This window comes from Bernardetia sp. Wsw4-3y2, assembly GCF_037126295.1.
GTDB lineage: Bacteria > Bacteroidota > Bacteroidia > Cytophagales > Bernardetiaceae > Bernardetia.
In genome coordinates, this window is sequence record NZ_CP147017.1 from 1,969,871 (window position 1) to 1,987,839 (window position 17,969).

General features: G+C 31.5%; 13 protein-coding genes. 6 read left to right on the forward strand and 7 right to left on the reverse strand.

Translation table 11 applies throughout. The annotated features are described in order from the left end of the window. Positions 1-70: 70 nt before the first annotated feature. On the forward strand, positions 71-3,298 hold the full coding sequence (locus V9L05_RS07820) for a tetratricopeptide repeat protein (RefSeq protein WP_338793551.1): 3,228 nt from the start codon (positions 71-73) through the stop codon (positions 3,296-3,298). A gap of 109 nt (positions 3,299-3,407) precedes the next feature. Here the strand turns inward: V9L05_RS07820 and V9L05_RS07825 are convergent, their stop codons facing one another. Further along, positions 3,408-7,421, reverse strand: a complete 4,014-nt coding sequence (locus V9L05_RS07825) for a T9SS type A sorting domain-containing protein (protein ID WP_338815031.1) — start codon at positions 7,419-7,421, stop codon at positions 3,408-3,410. Between the two features lie 264 nt (positions 7,422-7,685). On the opposite strand from V9L05_RS07825, the gene V9L05_RS07830 reads away from it, so the two are divergent. Beyond that, positions 7,686-8,876: an ATP-grasp domain-containing protein gene (locus V9L05_RS07830; protein ID WP_338815032.1), complete on the forward strand. Its 1,191-nt coding sequence runs from the start codon at positions 7,686-7,688 to the stop codon at positions 8,874-8,876. 83 nt (positions 8,877-8,959) lie between these two features. Here the strand turns inward: V9L05_RS07830 and V9L05_RS07835 are convergent, their stop codons facing one another. Continuing rightward, positions 8,960-9,457 (reverse strand): DUF6252 family protein, encoded by a 498-nt coding sequence (locus V9L05_RS07835; protein WP_338793554.1) that lies wholly within the window; start codon positions 9,455-9,457, stop codon positions 8,960-8,962. A gap of 260 nt (positions 9,458-9,717) precedes the next feature. After that, the gene (locus V9L05_RS07840; protein WP_338815033.1) at positions 9,718-12,093 is read right to left on the reverse strand and encodes a two-component regulator propeller domain-containing protein; all 2,376 of its coding nucleotides are present in this window, start codon (positions 12,091-12,093) and stop codon (positions 9,718-9,720) included. 228 nt (positions 12,094-12,321) lie between these two features. On the opposite strand from V9L05_RS07840, the gene V9L05_RS07845 reads away from it, so the two are divergent. Then, positions 12,322-12,564 (forward strand): hypothetical protein, encoded by a 243-nt coding sequence (locus tag V9L05_RS07845; RefSeq protein WP_338793556.1) that lies wholly within the window; start codon positions 12,322-12,324, stop codon positions 12,562-12,564. Between the two features lie 206 nt (positions 12,565-12,770). Then, complete coding sequence (locus tag V9L05_RS07850) at positions 12,771-13,859, forward strand: alkane 1-monooxygenase (RefSeq protein WP_338815034.1); 1,089 nt, start codon at positions 12,771-12,773, stop codon at positions 13,857-13,859. 108 nt (positions 13,860-13,967) lie between these two features. On the opposite strand, the gene rplI is transcribed toward V9L05_RS07850, so the two are convergent. The 4 genes from rplI to V9L05_RS07870 all read right to left on the reverse strand — a co-directional run bounded on the left by rplI (position 13,968) and on the right by V9L05_RS07870 (position 16,493). Further along, the gene (rplI, locus tag V9L05_RS07855) at positions 13,968-14,411 is read right to left on the reverse strand and encodes a 50S ribosomal protein L9 (RefSeq protein ID WP_338793558.1); all 444 of its coding nucleotides are present in this window, start codon (positions 14,409-14,411) and stop codon (positions 13,968-13,970) included. Between the two features lie 53 nt (positions 14,412-14,464). Further along, positions 14,465-14,722, reverse strand: coding sequence for a 30S ribosomal protein S18 (gene rpsR / locus V9L05_RS07860; protein ID WP_338760526.1), 258 nt, complete (start codon positions 14,720-14,722; stop codon positions 14,465-14,467). A 66-nt stretch (positions 14,723-14,788) separates the two neighbouring features. Beyond that, positions 14,789-15,172, reverse strand: coding sequence for a 30S ribosomal protein S6 (rpsF, locus tag V9L05_RS07865; protein ID WP_338815035.1), 384 nt, complete (start codon positions 15,170-15,172; stop codon positions 14,789-14,791). Positions 15,173-15,257: 85 nt separating this feature from the next. Continuing rightward, on the reverse strand, positions 15,258-16,493 hold the full coding sequence (locus tag V9L05_RS07870) for a hypothetical protein (protein ID WP_338815036.1): 1,236 nt from the start codon (positions 16,491-16,493) through the stop codon (positions 15,258-15,260). A gap of 163 nt (positions 16,494-16,656) precedes the next feature. On the opposite strand from V9L05_RS07870, the gene V9L05_RS07875 reads away from it, so the two are divergent. Together V9L05_RS07875 and V9L05_RS07880 are read left to right on the forward strand one after the other, a co-directional pair. After that, a complete protein-coding gene (locus tag V9L05_RS07875; protein WP_338815037.1) occupies positions 16,657-17,265 on the forward strand; it encodes a Uma2 family endonuclease in 609 nt (202 codons plus the stop codon). 233 nt (positions 17,266-17,498) lie between these two features. Then, positions 17,499-17,942, forward strand: coding sequence for a hypothetical protein (locus V9L05_RS07880; protein ID WP_338815038.1), 444 nt, complete (start codon positions 17,499-17,501; stop codon positions 17,940-17,942). Positions 17,943-17,969 lie beyond the last annotated feature (27 nt).

Sequence of the window (17,969 nt, forward strand, 5' to 3'; positions counted from 1 at the left end):
GAATATCATTCTCATTAATCATATAAAAAGTAATTTTTATTCAAAATTGAATTTTGGATTGCTTTTTTTTATGTTTTTTATTTTTTCTACTACTAATGGAATTGCTCAGACCTTAGACATGGAGCAGTTAGAAGAAGAGTTTCAAAAAACAAATTCTGATAGTGTAAAAGCACACCTCAAAAATCAAATGGCTGCCATTGAGATTGAGAAAAAAAACTATGAACGTGGACTTTTACATGCTCAACAAGGATTTAGTTCTGCACTTCAATCTAATGCACAAACTGAACTAACAACAAGCATTATTCATTTTGCTCATATTTATAGAGGTAAAAAGCAGTTTACAAGTAGTTTGCGTTGGTATTTACAAGCTCTAAAAAATATAGAAAAAACAGGCAATAGAAAACTTCTAGCAGAAACCTACCAAGAAATAGGTGAATTTTATCAAGAACAAGAAGTAGCAGGAAAGGCACTAGAGTACCTTACCAAATCAAATGAGATTTATGAAGAATTGGGGGAAACAGTTCATCCAAAACTACTCTCAAATATTGCTTCAACCCATCTTGAACTTAAAAACTATGACCAATCTTTAGCCTATTATACAGCCGTTTTGGAAATTTACAATTCTAATAATGATATAGAAGGTAAATTAGAAACTTTAAGAAGTCTTACTGATTTGTATAAAATAAAAGGCGATTATGAGACAGCATTGGAATATAACGAGCAAGTTTTGGCAATCCATAAATCTAAAAAAGACAATAATGGAACAGCAATAGCACTTAATAATATTGGCTTTTTGAATAAATTTTTGGGAAACTATGATAAATCATTAGAAAACTTTAAACAATCGTTGGCTTTTAATCCTGTTGATAAACCTAATACTACTACACTCACAAATATTGGGGTAATTTATCAAGTTAAAGGAGATTATATTAATTCATTAAATTACTTTACACAAGCACTAGAAACAGCTAAGAAAAATGGAAATGCTGATGAGGTTGCTCAAGCCTATAATTATTTAGCAGCTATTTATTTATTGCGTAGAGATTTTCAAAATGCTCGTGCCTACACAGCAGAAGCGATAAAACTTGCCAAAACAACTAAAAATGCACAAGTTTTGACGACAAGTTATCGTACTATGTCCGAAATTTATCAGCGTCAGAATGACTATAGAAATGCTTATTCATATTATGGACAATATGCAGCTGTTCGGGATTCACTTTCTCAAAATGAAAAACAAGAGCTACAAAAATCATTACAACGCCAAATTGCTTTTGAAAAAAATGAAAAAGAATTAAAATTACTTTTGGTAGATGAAGAAATTCAAGACCTTGCCTCTAAGAAAAAACAATTAGAAACAGACAAAAAATTGCAAAGTCTTGAACTAGAATTACAAGACAAAAAAATACAACAAACAACACTACAAAATATTCGCTTAGAACGTCAAAAAACACAGCAAGCTCTTTTACTTACCCAACAACAACTTGAAAGTGAAAAAAGAGAGCAAGCCATAAAAGACCTAGAAAGAGAACAGGAACTCAAAGACCTTGCACTCAAACAAGAAATTTTGGAAAAAGAAAAACAAAAAGAATCAATTAAAAGCCTTGAACTTGAAAATAAACTGAAAGCCGAAAAAATTGAAACTGAAAAGTTAGCTCGTAATGAAGATAGATTATTGCGTTATATTCTTTATGGTGCAATTGCTTTAGCCCTGTTTATTGGTTTAATTATTCTCTTTGCCTTATTTCAAAAACAAAAAGCAAATAAACTTTTATCTGAACAAAATGAGCGCATTACAAAACAAAAAGACCAAATCAGTACGCAGAATCAGGCACTAGAAACACAGAAACAAGAAATTTTGGTTCAGAATGAAGAGTTAGAACAACAGCAAGAAGAAATTTTAAGTCAAAGAGATTATATAGAAAAGAAAAACTCTGAACTTGAAGAACAAGCTATCGTATTGGTACAAAAAAACAATGAAGTAGAAGAGTCATATCAAAATCTAAATACACTTTCTGATATTGGTAGAGAAATTACAGCATCTCTTCATTTAGAAGCAATTGCTAAAACGCTTTATAAAAAAGTAAATCAACTCATGTCAGCAGAGGCATTTGGAATTGGAGTTTATGAACCTGCTGAAAAGCGTATAAAGTTCAAGGGTTTTATCGAAAAAGGAGAAATTCTACCAGATCATTCTGATTATGTCGCTAATAAAAATAACTTATCTGTACAGTGTTTGGGTATGCAAGAAGTTATTTTGATTAATGACTTTGAAAAAGAATATCCTGAAAAGTTTTCGACTTATCAAGTGGCAGCAGGAGATTTGCCAAAATCGCTAATTTACCTTCCTTTATCAGTTGAAAATCGTCCTATTGGTGTAATTACAGTACAAAGCTTTGAAAAAAATGTCTATGATGAGAAAAAAGTAGCTCTTCTGAGTTCACTTGCTTCTTACACAGCTATTGCGATTGATAATGCAAAAGCGTATGACACTATTCAAAACAAAAATAGAAATATTACAGATTCGATTCGATATGCTCAAACGATTCAAGAGGCTGTTTTACCTAGTCATGAAAGAATGAGCCAATATTTGCCTGATTATTTTGTTCTTTTCCGTCCTAAAGATATTGTTTCAGGAGATTTTTATTGGTTTTCTCATATTGATAAGTATACATTCGTTGCCACTGTTGATTGTACTGGACATGGAGTACCAGGAGCATTCATGTCTATGATTGGACATTCGATCCTGAATGAAATAGTAAATGAGAAAAAAATATTCGATCCAAGTGAAATATTAGAACAATTGAATATTCAGGTTAGAAAAGCATTAAAACAAGAACGTCAATTAAAAGGCGAAAACGATAGAGCAAATGATGATGGAATGGATGTTGCCTTTTGTAGATTAGAATATAAAGACAATCATACAGAAGTTGCTTTTACAGGTGCAAAACGTCCATTTATTTATACACTGCCAAATGATTCGAATGGAAGAGAAGCCTTTTATTTGCGTGGAGATAACAAAACGATTGGAGGTATAAGAAATAAATTAGATAAAAATTTTAAAACTCAATTTATAGATTTACCAAAAGGAGCTATGATATATCTCACAACAGATGGCTATGCAGACCAAAATAATAATCAACAAGAAAAATTTGGTACACCTAAATTATTGAGGTTATTACAAGAAATTTCTGTACTCAAACTCTACGAACAAAAAGCTAAAATGGAACAAACATTAGATTTGCATCAAAGAGGAGAAGAACAACGAGATGATATTTCTATGATTGGAATTAGAGTGTAAAAGAGAACTAAAAAACTAGACATAAAAAATATCCTTTTGAAATAGCTTAAAAAACTATTTCAAAAGGATATTTTGTTTAAATCAGGCTTTATAAAGACTAGAAATGAATTTATTTGACTAAAAATTTTCCACTCGCAAAGTCAGATTGATTTTCTAATTCTATTTTATAGACATAAATAGCTTTTGATAACTTAAGAGGAACAATAAATTCATTTCGTCCTTCTTTTAAAGCTATTTCAAATATATCAATTGTATTTCCATTCATATCATAAATCTGAATTTTTGCCTTTGTTGCTTCATTAAGATTAGCATATAGAATAGTCTTGTTTTGATAATTTGTAATTCCTAGCTTTCTATTATCTTCTATATCTATTGTTTGGGTGTTAGAGTAAGTGAACTTCCCATTCTTATCTATCTGTTTAATACGGTAATAGACTTTTGAATGTATAATTTCAAAATCCCAAAACTGATATTTTTTGATAGAACGGGTATCTAAACTTCCTTTTTCACTACCAATTTCTGTAAAATCAATTCCATTTTCAGAACGCTCAATAGTAAAAGATTGATTTTGATATTGTACTGACGTTGCCCATTCTAAAAGAACATTATCTTGTTCTTGATTATATTTAGCATCAAAAGAAAGCCATGTAACAGGAAGAAGATTCAAATTATTAATTGTCCCCAACGTAAAAGGACTAAATTGAGTAATAATATCATCTGACTTTACTGTGCCTGCTGTTATGTTTCCTGTTGTTAATGAATTACCTCTGCTTTCCCATTGGTCAGCATCTGTCCAATGAGCAACAACTAAACTTCCCAAACTACCTACCTCACTTTCTATGCCCCAAGACAAAGTGATTTGTGCATCTGCTATATTAGGTGTTGTTTCAGGAGTTTCTCTATTTAATATCCAATATTCTATCTGACTGACATGATCTAGTGGTGTAATTACAGGTTGAAGGTCTGCATAATTATCAAAAAAGTACTCAGCAAAAAATTGAGTTTCGATAGCATTATTGGTAGTATGGATAGTAAGAGGACGATAAACTCCATTTTTGCCAATAGGAAATGTAAAATCTTCAATACTTCTAGACAATCTTCTTGATGCACCCCTTATATGTCGTTTTGCACTCGCCCCATCATAATCAGCATCATAGGTAAAAGTAACAGGGTATGTATTTGGAAAAGCAGCACTAGAAAATATATTGCCTTTAACAAAAGTCAGTCTGCCTCCTTGTGAACTTAATCCATCTGAAGAGGTTTCTAATTGTACTTCGTTATTGATAGTCAAATCATTGGTACAATTGATTGTTAAATCATAAAAACTTTCAATTCCTCCTGCTGTAGTTATAGATTGCGTTGCTCCACCTTCAAAAACAATTAATGATTCTCCTTCTTCAAATGCTGAAGTACCAATTTGGTTTATCCAATTTCCTCTTATATTTATTGTTCCATCTTCGACAAAAGCAATTTCATCTTCCATATCCAAAAACCCATTGTTTCTAATGGTTAAATCTTCATAGATACTTAATTTTGAACTTCTAGCATCATTGATATACAGTATTTGCTCTTCTAAGATAATATTTTTAACTTCTGCTAAATCACTGTACTCATCTGAATAGTCTGCATCTGCATTTATTCTAGCTCCATCTGTGGCTGATGTAGTAAAAATAACATCATGGCGTTTATTTGGAACATAAAAGTTTTCCCAGTTGGTGCATAAAAACCAATTGTCTCCATTAGTGGTCACACTTCCTCCTCCTATCCATTCTATTTGAGCTATTGTATTTGGTGTAACTGTAAAAGTGCTAGTATGAACGCCAACAGGAATAGGTACTGCATCTGTCCAATTAGCCATATTTATTATATTTGATAAAATTTCTCGCTGTGAACCTGCGTGTAATGCCCCAATATTATAATATGAGCCATCTTCAATAGCAGTATGTCTAGTATTTAAGCAAAGTATATTAGGATGTGCTCTTGAAGTACGAAGTGTAGAGACATCATTTGCCAAAGGAATCCAATTCGAACCATTTGTCATTCCGAAAAGAATATAACCATCAAAATCAATTCCTTTAAAGCTTCCTTGAGTAACAAAAATTTGGTCTGCGCCTCCTGTACTTACATTTACTCCTCCTGATTCTGTACCAGTAATTCTTATTCCTTCTAACGTAGTTGTCGGAACAGTTACATTGTTGATACGAATATTAGTAGCAGGATTAGAAATATTAATAGGAAGTTCGAAGCTAATTATACTACCAACAGCCAAATCAGTTACAGCTTTATAAGTAAACTCCATGATTTTAGTATTCTGCCATTCATTATCACGAACATTAGCTACTGAGCCATTTTCATAAGTAGCGTTTACTACTTGAAACTTCGTACCTTGAGTCAGTGGAACTAAATTAGTAAGTACAAACTCATCTACTCCACTTCCTACATTTGCGTCCCAACCTATAATAGCCATATCTCCAGGGAAAAGTTGTGTCCCTACAAAGTTAGATACATTTATTTGTACCTCATTAGAAGTAGAAGATTTACCACATTCAAAGTCAGTTTCAACCACCATATAATAAGTTCCATCTTCTGTAAAATAAGGAGTTTCAGATATATCACTACCTAAGAATTCTGTATAAACTGTACTTGGAGCTTTACGATATTTCCATCTTCTTGATTGAGCAGGTTGTGATTCAGTAGCTGTAATAGTATCTCCATTTTGAAATTCAGTCAAATTTTGTGTAACAGTAGGTGAGATAGAAACTACTAATAAATTGATAATAATATCTGCACCATTATCTGCCCCTTCTACATCAGGAACAGAACTTACTACACGAATACGATAATTAGAACCTTGTGGTGTAGCAGCAGGAATAGTGGCAGAGATAGTCTGGTTACCTGAACCATCAGAAACTATTGAACCAATAGAAGTAGATATAAGAAAACTTCCTGAGGCATCAGACAGTTGAGCTGTAAAAGTTGTTCCTGTATAGACTCCTGTGGGAGAATAGGTAAAAGGAACATTGATTGGTTCGCCTTCAGTAGGAGTTATACATAAAGAAGTGGGTACTGTGCCTGTAGTAAGTCCAATAATAGTGTGTACATTTCCAGATGCTGCTGTTCCTGTTTTATTACTAGGAGAGGCAAAGGTAAAATCTACTATTGTAGTGTTGTCTATCTGGATAGTATTATTTATGATTGCGTTGGCATCAACATCAACTGTTACAAAAAGAAAATTAAAGCTAGAGGTAGGTAAAGCCTGTGAAAGTCCTGTAAATGTAATAGTTTCGCCATTTCCTGAAACAGAACCAGTAGCTGCAATTTGTGTATCTGCTGCATTTAGAAAGTTATCAGCTGAGTACCAAAGTTTGAAGCCATTTATTTTTATATCAGAACTAGAATAGTTTCCTGTCGTTCTCAAAACTACTTGGTTAAGGGTTGCATCTGCTGTGGTTATTTGTGCAAAGGTTCTGAAAATTACATTGTTATTGCTTCCTCTTGCAATATTTGCATCTCCTGTATCATCGAAAGTAAGAGCAATATCAGGAGGAGATGTAGAAGTTACTGTACCTGTTATAGAAAAATCATTTGTTATACTATTGTTTCTTAGATGCCAAGTTCCTCCAGTAGCTTCTGCATTATAGCCATAAATACGAATAGTAATCGATGTAGTAACATTAGAAAAAGCAGCAGGAAAAGTAAAGTTTTGATCACGTTGAGAAGTATTATCAGGAACATTTGTAGAAAAATAAGAGGTTGCATAACCATCTAAACTTGTTCTGATTTCAAAATCACGAATACCACTTGCAGAACGTCTTTCTCTAAAATTTATATCATTCAAATCTAGTTTAAAACCTCCTAAAGGAGTAAGAGTCAGTTCATAATAGTCATTATTTAAGTCTATTGCACCTGTTGACCAACCACTCGAATTAATAGTATTGCTAGAAGCCACTGGAGCTATCCCACTTCCTCTAGAAATGACACTAGCGAGCATATTAGCTGCTGAGAAAGAAGGAGGGGTTGAGCCTTGATTTCCAGGTTGTCCTGTAAAATCATAGGTTACTAAATTTTGTCCAAATGCAAAACTACTTATAAAAAGTAAAAAAAAGAGTAAAGAATGTTTCATAATTATATATATATATTTTAAAGGTAAAGGGTTGATTTAAAGCAAATTGAAGTTTTGTAATAAAGAAAGACTCTACAAAAATAACCATTTAGTTAATCAAAGAAGTATCTTGATATTTAACATTTGATTAAAATTTGAGTTATATTATTTAATCGTCAAAAATAAGTAGAAATAGACTTGCTATAATTTGGATAAGTCAATTCAAAATAAGTAGATTTATGCTTGTATTATTCTATAAAAATCACTTCAAAAATTTATTTCGTTTTGCAAACAGATAAAAAAAATACAGTATGGATATTAGGTAATCGTTCTGATGCTATAGAGATTGCTAAAAATAATAATTTGCGTGTCATTCTTCTGTACAATAAAAAGCTCAAAAATCATAAAGCTGACACCTTAGAACAAATCTCTTTTACATGGTCTAAACAAGAATGGAAGCATTTTGTTGAAGAATTGTTGAAAAAAGAACTTAATCCCATAGCTATTCTTGCACCAACTGAAAAATCAGTTCTTCCTGCTGCTTGGATTAGTGATATAATACAACCAAATTTTTATACTTCTATTGAAGCTGCATTGCATTGTACCCACAAACCAACAATGAAAAGAGTAGCTCAAAAAAATGATATTCCTTGTGCTAATTTTTTAGAAAATGAAGTAGGAAATAACAAAATATCAAAACAAGAGCTTATTGAAAAATTAGGCTTGCCAATGGCTTTCAAAACCTGTACAGGGTCAGGAAGTAGAGGAGCTTTTGTTGTCAAAACAGAAGATGAAGTCCCTCAGCTTTTGAAAAAAGGCTATATGGCAGAGAGTTTTGTAGAAGGTATTGAATGTAGCATTGAAGCTGTTGTACAGAATGGAGAAGTATTATTTCAGAATATTACAGAATATACAGAACCTAAATTTGCAAATCTTGTTCCTGCTACTTTTTCATCAGAAACTCAGAAGAAAATTTTTGAGTTTAATAAAAAAATAATTGCAGCTTTGGGAGCTAAAAATGGAATTACTCACACCGAAGTTTTTATCCAAAATTTAGAACAAAGTGATGTAGAAAAAATAAATTTAGTGTTTGGAGAAATGGCTATTCGCCCACCAGGTGGTTATATTATGGAACTTTTGAAACTGTCTTATCAAAAAGATTTTTGGCAAGTTTGGCTAGATACTTTTTTAGGAAATAAAATAGATATAGAAACTACTAAAGCTAATTTTTATAGTGGTTTGCGTCTTTTTCATCCACCAGCAGGAACGCTGAAGTCTGTCAAAGGAAAAGAGTTTATCAAATCGATTGAAGAGTTACAAGAATTTACACTTTCTGTTAAAAAAGGTTCTATTATTAATCAGCGAGAAGGAACAGGACAAAGTATAGGTCATATTGTCATACAAGGAAAAGAGAGTACAAAAATTAAATCTTTGTTAGAAGAAGTTAAGGAAAAACTTGTCTTTGAAATGGAATAAAACAAAAATACCTTTATCAAATAGATGATAAAGGTATTTTTATATCTTTTACTTTTCGAAAGTAAAAAAGTATAAATAAATGATTAATTATATTTTGCACCATTTATTTTTCCTTCTGTAATTTCTACAGAATTGTTCAGACCACATACTTTTGTTTTGAATGTTCCTGTAACAGTTTTGTTTGTAGTATCGATATTTGTAATGGTAATTGCAGCTCCGTCATTTGAAGCACAAGTATTTGAAATAAGTGAACTTCCTCCAATAGGAAGAGTACGATAAACAATAGAAGGAATAAGATTGACACCACTTGTATCAACAGAAGCATTTAAGGCTTGTGTTCCTGTTTGGGCTTTAAATGAAATGATAAAAGTGCGTCCATTGCCACTTGCAGCAGTTAAAGAAATGTTGTCTCCTGTTTTGATGCCAGAAGAAAGAGAAGAAGCATTCCAAGGCTCACCATCAATAAGTGCAGAAATTACTGCTTCTGGATCTATTTCGTCATCGCCTTGACAAGACCACAAAGAAAATGAAGTAGCTAAAAAAGCAATAAGAAGCACTGTATTTTTCCAATTAAATTTCATAGGTATAGATTTTTCGGATAATATAATATAAGAATAAATAAGATAATAAAACTGATTTATATAATTCAGTTAGAGAAAATCAACTTAATGTGTGTAAATATGTAAAGTACAACTACAAAAACTAGCGCAAAAATTGAGATTCTAATTAATAATAAATAAATCAAGATTTGTAAAAGAATGTAAATATACAATATTTCATTTTTGTCTATACGCTTAAATATGAATTAATGCTGCTTTTTACTTTATAATTTAGTTACAAATTATTCGATAAAAACAATTTTCCCCACAAAACCTTCACTTCCATCTCGCCTAGAAACATATACTAAATAAACACCACTTTTTGATTTGGTATTATTATAATCTGTTCCATTCCAAGTAGCTGTCCCACCAAAAGAATTTGTTTCATAAACCAATCTTCCACTAATATCAGTAATTTTGACATTTGCATCTTGTGTAAGACCTTCAATAGCAACTACTCCATTAAATTCTGATCTTACAGGATTAGGAAATATTTTTACAGTCGAAAAATCAGTTTTAGCTACTGTTGAAGTACCACGGTAGGAAATAATGCCACTGGGAGTGGCAAAAAATACTTCTCCAGTTTCATCTTGAACTTCAATATCCAAAATTTGATTACTAAAAAGAGGGCTGTTTTCTACTGTAAAGTGTAGAAACTGTTTTGAAGCATCTTCTGAAAAAAGCCATGCTCCGTTTGTCGTTCCAAACCATTTTCTATTTCCTCCATCTAATGAAATACTGGTAATGGTTTCATCTCTCAATAATTGCCTAGATTCAAAAAAGACATCTCTAGCATTCAAATCTTGACTATTGAAGATACCAAAAATATCAGAAAAAGTACGAACACTAGCACTTACTTCGGCTGATGTTCCTATCCAAATAACACCATTTTCGTCAGATTTGAGAGCTGTTATGTTATTAGAAGCTAAATTTCCAGCATTTACAGATTCTATTAAAATTTTACTTTCACCTTCTTCATTAAAAACCAAAATTCCCCCTTGTACAAAACGACTAAGTCTTGCCCAAACATTATTATTTTCATCAATTTCAAGTGATAGAGGAAAAGTAGTTCTAGTTTGATTAAAACGAAATCCTTTCCAAGAAGCAGCTGTATCATCATTTGGTTGTTTTCTCAAATAAGCATCTTCTCTTAAATTACTTCCAGAGAGAGCTACCCAAAGGTTGCCCAAATTATCACTTTCTACATCAATAACTCGGTTATGAGGTAAAGGAGAGTTGGTAGAGTCAAAAACTGAAAATGTGTCATCAGCCAAATTCCAAACTAAAATACCATCTTGAAGAGAAGCAAAATAAACTCTATTTTCTGTTTCTGAATAGGTTGCTCCTACTAAATCTCTAACATTTGGAATTGGTTTACTTGTAATATCTCTGTTTTCTGCATTATAGTTTGTCCATTCTCCCTTTTCAAATACATAAAAGCCTGTTGTTCGGTTCAATGGATTAAAAGGCTCTGTATATCCACCTGAAAAAGCAATAATTTTTCCTTTTGCCTGTATAAATCCCCATGTATTCTGACTATATGTTCCAGACGGAAATAAGGAAACAAAATTAGTAGAAGTGTTTGTAACTAATCCAGTTCTGTTATCAGCTATCCAAAGGCTTCCACTTTCAGAAATGGCTTGGCGAGGAGCTTTTATTAAGTCACTTTCTATCTTATTTATTTGAAGAGAAGAATTAGCTCCTTCAATTTGATAAAGCCCAGTTTCAGACGATATAAAAAGAGTTGTTAAATTTGTTCTATCTTCACTTATATCATACACGTTGGAAATTGGGATTTGAGAAATTGGATTACTTGTCGTTCCATTGTAAGTAAAAACGCCTTCATTTTGGATTGAAAAAAGAATTATTGTACTATTTGAACCAATAGACTCCACCACTTTATTTTGAGTAGAAGGAATTGTTTGCCAGTTTCTAAAGTCATTTTTATTGACAGAAGCATTGAGAGAAATATATCGAACACCCTTTTCTGTTGCTGCATAAATAATATTATCTTGAATAGTTGTAGCAAAGACTTTTATTATTTCTCCATTTTCGCCTAAGTTTTGGTAGGAATTTCTGATGCGTTTGTTTTTTGAATCTTCTACATCAATTTCTAAAATTCCAGCATTTGTACTTATCCAAACTATATTTTGAAGATAGTAAACATGATAAATCTGCTTATCTAAAATGGCTGCATCTTCGAAAAAAACAGGAAAGTTCTTAATTTCATTATCTGACAAAAAATCTATATTTCCATTCGTATAAGCAATTAAAAGTTGGTTTATCTTGGGCAAATACTGCAAATAAGCAATCCCAATATCCGAAAGACCATCTATTCTTGAAATGACTTCAAGGTTTGAAAACTCTTTATCATAAAAAAATAAACCATTTTGAGAAGCCACATATACTTTTTCTTCACTTGTAGCAACTGTTTGAGCATCAAAATAAGTTAGATGTGTTCGCCATTCCCCTAAAGCAATATTTTCTTCATTCTGTGCTAAAACTAGGCTTTGGAAGAAGAAAGTAAAATAGAGAATACTGAGAAATAGTGCATAAATCAAATTCTTGTAAATGAGTGAGTTATTTAGGTGTAGATTTTTATTTATTATACTTTTCATATATTTTTTATAAACTTATAGGTAAAATTTTCATAATGCAGAACGCATATTTATTCACGTTCCAAAAAAACAAAATTAATTTTAATTAATCTTTGCTTTTCTGATTTTTTAAGTATTATTTTGTGCCTTTAATCGTTGGAAGTTATGCAAGGTGCAATACTTCTTTAACAATTACTACTTACTAATTTTAGTTCTCTCTAAACAAACGAATCTTTAAACAAAGAAAATATGAAATCTATCAAAACTCTTGCTTTTGCTTCTCTTGTTGCTTTTTCTACTTTGACTCTTGTTGCTTGTGATGGTACAAAATCAAGTGATGCTACTAATGATACTACTACTGTAATCATTGATGAAACTATCATCGACGAAACTGATGATGCTTCTAATATGATGGAAGCTGCTGGTGACTCTTTAGAAGTTGCTGCTGATTCTTTGGGTGCTGCTGCTGAAGAAGTTAAAGAAGGTATGTAAGAATATAAAATAAACGTATATAGGTTTATTTTTATAAAAAATAGTTAAAGGTTATCATTTAGAAAGTGATAGCCTTTTTTCATGCCCATGATTTTGATACAAAAAAAGTAGTTAAGATTATAAATTATTGATATTATTTTGTATTTTAGAGTGTTCAAATTTGACTATGTACAGTTGATTCAAAAAACTAATTTATAAAAATAGCGATGAAACTCTCCAAAAAACTAGGCTTCTTCAGTGCTTTTTCACTTCCCTTTATGCTCATTTTGGGATACTATTTGGGAGGAATGGGAAATTATTTGACAATTATATTCGTTTTTGGTATAATCCCACTTTTAGATTATTATATTGGAACAGATACCAAAAATATCGAAAAAGAAGAGGAGGCTAAATTAAGTGAAGAGTTATTTTTTAAGTTTGTCCTTTACTGTTGGGTTTTTATTCAGCTTGGACTTCTGACTTGGGCTATGTCTGTTATAATTTCTAACACTCTTGTTTGGTGGGAAGCTGTTGGGTTCACTATTTCGTTAGGATTGGTTACAGGAGGTGTAGGAATCACAGTAGCACACGAACTTGGACACAAGACCGACAAGCTAGACCAGTTTTTTAGCAAAGTCTTGTTGTTTACAGTTGGCTACATGCATTTTTTCATAGAACACAACAGAGGACATCACGTTTGGGTAGCTACTCCACATGATGCAGCTACCTCTCAAAAGAATGAAAATTTTTATCACTTTTGGAAAAGAAGTGTAAGCGAAAGTTACCAACATGCTTGGAAATTAGAAAACGAAAGGCTAGAAAGGAAGAATATATCAAAGAAAAGTAGTGAAAATGCGATGATTTGGTACACAGCTTTACCTATTTTTGGAGTAATTATTTCTACCCTTTATTTTTCAATTTATAAAGGTAGTTTGGCTTGGGAAGTTCCTATTTTATTAGTTTGTCAAGCTATTATTGGATTTTCACTTTTAGAAGCTGTCAATTATGTAGAACATTATGGAATCATTAGAAAAGAAATTGCTCCCAATCGCTATGAGAGAGTAAATCCATTTCATTCGTGGAATAGTAGTCATAAGGTAAGTAACTTTATTCTGTTTCAACTTCAACGTCATTCTGACCATCATGCATTTGCTACTAGAGAATATCAAGTTTTAAGACATTTTGATGAAAGTCCTCAACTTCCTTCTGGTTACCCTACCATGATTTTGATAGCTCTTATTCCTAGTTTATGGTTTAAGAAAATGAATCCAATTTTAGAACATTGGAAAGAAGCTGTTTATGAGAAGCCAAATTAGAAGTATTTTTATACTTTATTATTGGCACAAGCCACAAATTTAAAACAAAAAATTCCCTTCATTCTATTGAATAAAGGGAATTTATATTAAAGCAATAGAGAATAAAGATTATTCTTCAATTACGTTTAATTTAATTTCTGGTTGTACTTCTTTGTGAAGATAAACAGAGATTGTATATTCTCCAAGCATTTTGAGGTCGTTTGGCATCGTGATATTTCTACGATCCACTTCAAAACCTTTTTCTTTAAGTGCTTCTGCAATTTGAATAGGAGTAACTGCACCGAAGATTTTACCAGACTCACCTGCTTTAGTACGAATTTCTAAAGTTACGGCTGCTAATTGGTCGCCCAATGTCTGAGCATCTTCTTTGTGTTTGGCGAGCTTACGAGCTTGTTGGCGTTCAGTTTCAGCTACCGATTTACGGTTAGACGCTGAGGCTACCATTGCAAGTCCTTGTGGAATAAGATAGTTACGAGCATACCCAGGTTTTACTGATACGATATCGTTTCTATCTCCTAAGCCTTTAACGCCTTGTTTTAAGATAATATCCATAATCTATTTTTGAATTATAGGTTTTAATAAATAAAATAGGAAAGAAGGCAGGCTTATTTTCCGTTGTCATCAACAAATGCCAATAGACCTAAGTGTCTAGCACGTTTTACAGCTTGCGCTACTTTACGTTGGAATTTGAGGCTGTTACCTGTGATACGACGAGGTAATACTTTACCTTGATCGTTCAAGAATTTTTTCAAAAACTCAGCATCTTTGTAATCAACATACTTGATACCTGATTTTTTGAAACGACAATATTTTTTGCGACGCTCTTGTCTTGAGCTGTGGATTGGTTCGTTGATTAAAGGCATAATCTATGAATAGTTTTTTGTAAAAAAAAGGAAATGAGATTGAAAAAAAATCAAAACAAAAAGAAATTATTTTCTTTTTGGCTTATCGTTTTCTTCTTCTTTAGGAGTTTCTTTCTTTTTATTAAACTCTCCATTACGACGACGCTCATTAAAAAGCATAGAATGCTTGTCAAGAGCTACCACTAAATGGCGCATTACACGTTCTTCACGTTTAAATTCTGTTTCCAAACCTTTTAAAAGTTGTGGGTCAGCTTCAAACTCAAAGTAGTGATAATGTCCACTATGTTTCTTTTGCATCGGATAAGCAAGTTTTTTCAAACCCCAGTTCTCACGATTGTAAATGTTTGCACCGTTATTTGTCAAGTAGTTGTAGAACTTATCGCTAATTTCTTGCAACTGACTCTCGGACAATACGGGCGTGAGAATAAATGTTACTTCGTAATTTCTCATACCAAATCAGTTAATAGTGTAAAAAAAATGAAGTGCAAAGGTAAGGTTTTATTTTTTGATTTGCAAAAAAAGAATTGTTTTTTGACTAAAATCCAAAAGGCATTTTTGTATTTCCATATATAAAATCCATTTTTTCTTTATAGGCATGTTCTTTTGCATTTCCACCAAAAATCAAAGCAAAAATAGAAAAATCGTCTTCCTCTTCTACTTTATGTTTTAGCGATTCTTTCCAATTTTTGAGAGAAGAAAATGTAGTTTCATTTTCATGTTGGCAAATTTCTTTTTCAGAATTTATTTTTTCTTTACAACGTCTTATAACTTGACCTAAACGTTGTGGCGAACCTCCATAATAATCATATAAAAAACTCTGTTTTAGAGCTTTTATATTCATTTTTAAATCTTTTATTTGAGATTTCAAGATTTGATTATAATATTCAATTTCTTGGTCTGCCAATTTAGACATATCTCCTTTATTACGTGTTTGGTGTTCGATATTGAGCTTCAAAAGCTCAAAAAAATCATTGTCATTGTAGGCTTGAGTAATGCGCTGCATGAGTTCATTTTTTCGTGCTTGTTCGTCTATATCAGCTTCTAAATCGGGGTGTAATTCTTTTACTAAACGCTTGTAAATGCCTTTTACCGTTTTGGTACGTTCTTTTTCTTCTTCTTTTTCATTTTGCTTTTTAGCAGCAAATTTTTCATCCGTTTCTATTCTCTCTTGTTCTCTTTCACCTTGCTCTTCCTTTTGTTTTTCAAACATGGCTTCCATTATTTTTTTCATTCCGTCCATACTAAAATCAAAATCTTCAAGGTCAATGCCTCCTAGCCCCATTTCTTCTAAATCATTTTTCATAGTATCTAAAACATCTTTTTTTGCTTCATTTTGGACTTCTTCTATAGTCATATCAGCATGTTTATCATGCAATTCTGTTACTCTTTCTTTGATTTGTTCATCCATTGGATACTCCATAGATTCACCTATTACCACATCTAGTTCTTCGAAAAAAATGTCCATTAGTTTTTCAGTATGTTTTTTTGATAATTTTTGGTCAAAAAAAGCATCCATTTTTTCTAATTTCTCTACACGCAATTTTTGCAAAGTATCCAATTCTGGAAAAACCTCTGAATGAACACGTTGCTGAATTTTTCTGATTTCTTTTTCTAATCCCTGTAATTCTAATTTTCTTTTATCAATTTCTTTTATATTCCTATTATAGGCTTTTTGAGGAGTAGATAAAGTTGCCTTTTTTGAAGGAATTACTAAGATGTCTGTCGCTGAAGTTGCTTTTTTTGTTACTGCTTTTGCTGCTTTTTTTGCCATAATGAGTAAAATTCAGAATGCTAGGATTATAATAGAGTTTTTGACTAACCAATACAAATATAAAAAATAAAATTTATCCTTAAAGCTCGTTTTTCTATTCCAACATAAAACTCAATAATTTCGTATCTTTATGTAAAGCCAAACAACCAAAATTTATAAAACCATGGGATTACCAAAAGAAGAACTACAACCACAAAAACTAACTTTTCAAGAGTATATCAATTTGGAGAGAGAAAATGACCAAAAATATGAATATCATGACGGTTTTGTTATTGCAATGGCTGGAGGAACAATCAATCATTCAAGGATTAGTGGAAATATATTTGGAAAGTTTTGGTCATTATTAAATGAAAAAGGAGGCGATTGTGAAGTGCTCAATAGCGATACAAAACTAGCTTTTCAAGATAAAAAAAAATATTTATATCCTGATGCAATGGTAGTTTGTGGAGAAGTAGAAGAATCGGAACATAAAAATCATGGCGTTACGAATCCGATAATTATTATTGAGGTTTTATCAAAATCAACAGAAGAACTGGATAGAGAAGATAAATTTAGTTTATACAAACAAATTCCTAGTTTAGAATATTATGTTTTGATTTTACAAGACAAACCACAACTAGAAATATATAGAAGAATGAAATTAGAAAAACAAGATGCTAATAAATCCTTATGGCAAATCGAAACCATCACAGGAATAGAAAAAATGCTATCTTTTCCTACTTTAGATATAAAAATTCCATTTACAGATATTTATAGAAAAGTAGAGTTTTAGTTTTACCTAACTAGGGCAAACGCACGAAATTTTTCTGTGTCTATTTAAAACAAATCAAGCTAGTTTTTGACTTTGTATTTTAATATTACTCTGATAAATAAAGCCTGTTTTGAGCTATTACAACCATATTAAAAATTTCGTGCGTTTGCCCTATTACCTAACTGAGAAACCATACCTTATTAGTTAATACTTATATGACAATACATAACCAATAATAAAGAACTAACTATAATATGAAAATAATCAATTTTACTGATTTTTGTAAGTCAATAGATAAAAAATTACTGAATAGTAAATCTGTGATTACTATAGGTAGTATATATGAACATCTTTTAATGAAAAAAGAAAAATGGAGTTCTATAAAATATTGGCAAGACTTTGAACAAGGGGTAAAAGAATATTCTGAAGATGAAATAGTAAATTTATTTCTGTTCGAAGAAATAAAACAGCTTTCAGGCGAAGTTATATTAGTAACTATGGAAAGCTACACTAAAAACATTGTGTTTAAAATCAAAAACAAAGAAGAATTCATAGTATTAATTAGAAATTATGATGAAATAATACAGGAGAATATAGATTTTATGCAGCCTATGGATTATATTTTAATGAACAGTAATTTAGATTGTTTTGTACTAATCCACCACGACGGATTAAGAGTAAAGGTTTCTATCAGTTAGAATAAAAATAAAAACTTTGTCAGTAGT

Coding starts and splice junctions, on each gene's coding strand:
- V9L05_RS07820 (WP_338793551.1), top strand. CDS start 71: ATGTTTTTTATTTTTTCTACTACTAATGGAATTGCTCAGACCTTAGAC.
- V9L05_RS07825 (WP_338815031.1), bottom strand. CDS start 7,421: ATGAAACATTCTTTACTCTTTTTTTTACTTTTTATAAGTAGTTTTGCA.
- V9L05_RS07835 (WP_338793554.1), bottom strand. CDS start 9,457: ATGAAATTTAATTGGAAAAATACAGTGCTTCTTATTGCTTTTTTAGCT.
- V9L05_RS07840 (WP_338815033.1), bottom strand. CDS start 12,093: ATGAAAAGTATAATAAATAAAAATCTACACCTAAATAACTCACTCATT.
- V9L05_RS07845 (WP_338793556.1), top strand. CDS start 12,322: ATGAAATCTATCAAAACTCTTGCTTTTGCTTCTCTTGTTGCTTTTTCT.
- V9L05_RS07850 (WP_338815034.1), top strand. CDS start 12,771: ATGAAACTCTCCAAAAAACTAGGCTTCTTCAGTGCTTTTTCACTTCCC.
- rplI (WP_338793558.1), bottom strand. CDS start 14,411: ATGGATATTATCTTAAAACAAGGCGTTAAAGGCTTAGGAGATAGAAAC.
- rpsR (WP_338760526.1), bottom strand. CDS start 14,722: ATGCCTTTAATCAACGAACCAATCCACAGCTCAAGACAAGAGCGTCGC.
- rpsF (WP_338815035.1), bottom strand. CDS start 15,172: ATGAGAAATTACGAAGTAACATTTATTCTCACGCCCGTATTGTCCGAG.
- V9L05_RS07870 (WP_338815036.1), bottom strand. CDS start 16,493: ATGGCAAAAAAAGCAGCAAAAGCAGTAACAAAAAAAGCAACTTCAGCG.
- V9L05_RS07875 (WP_338815037.1), top strand. CDS start 16,657: ATGGGATTACCAAAAGAAGAACTACAACCACAAAAACTAACTTTTCAA.
- V9L05_RS07880 (WP_338815038.1), top strand. CDS start 17,499: ATGAAAATAATCAATTTTACTGATTTTTGTAAGTCAATAGATAAAAAA.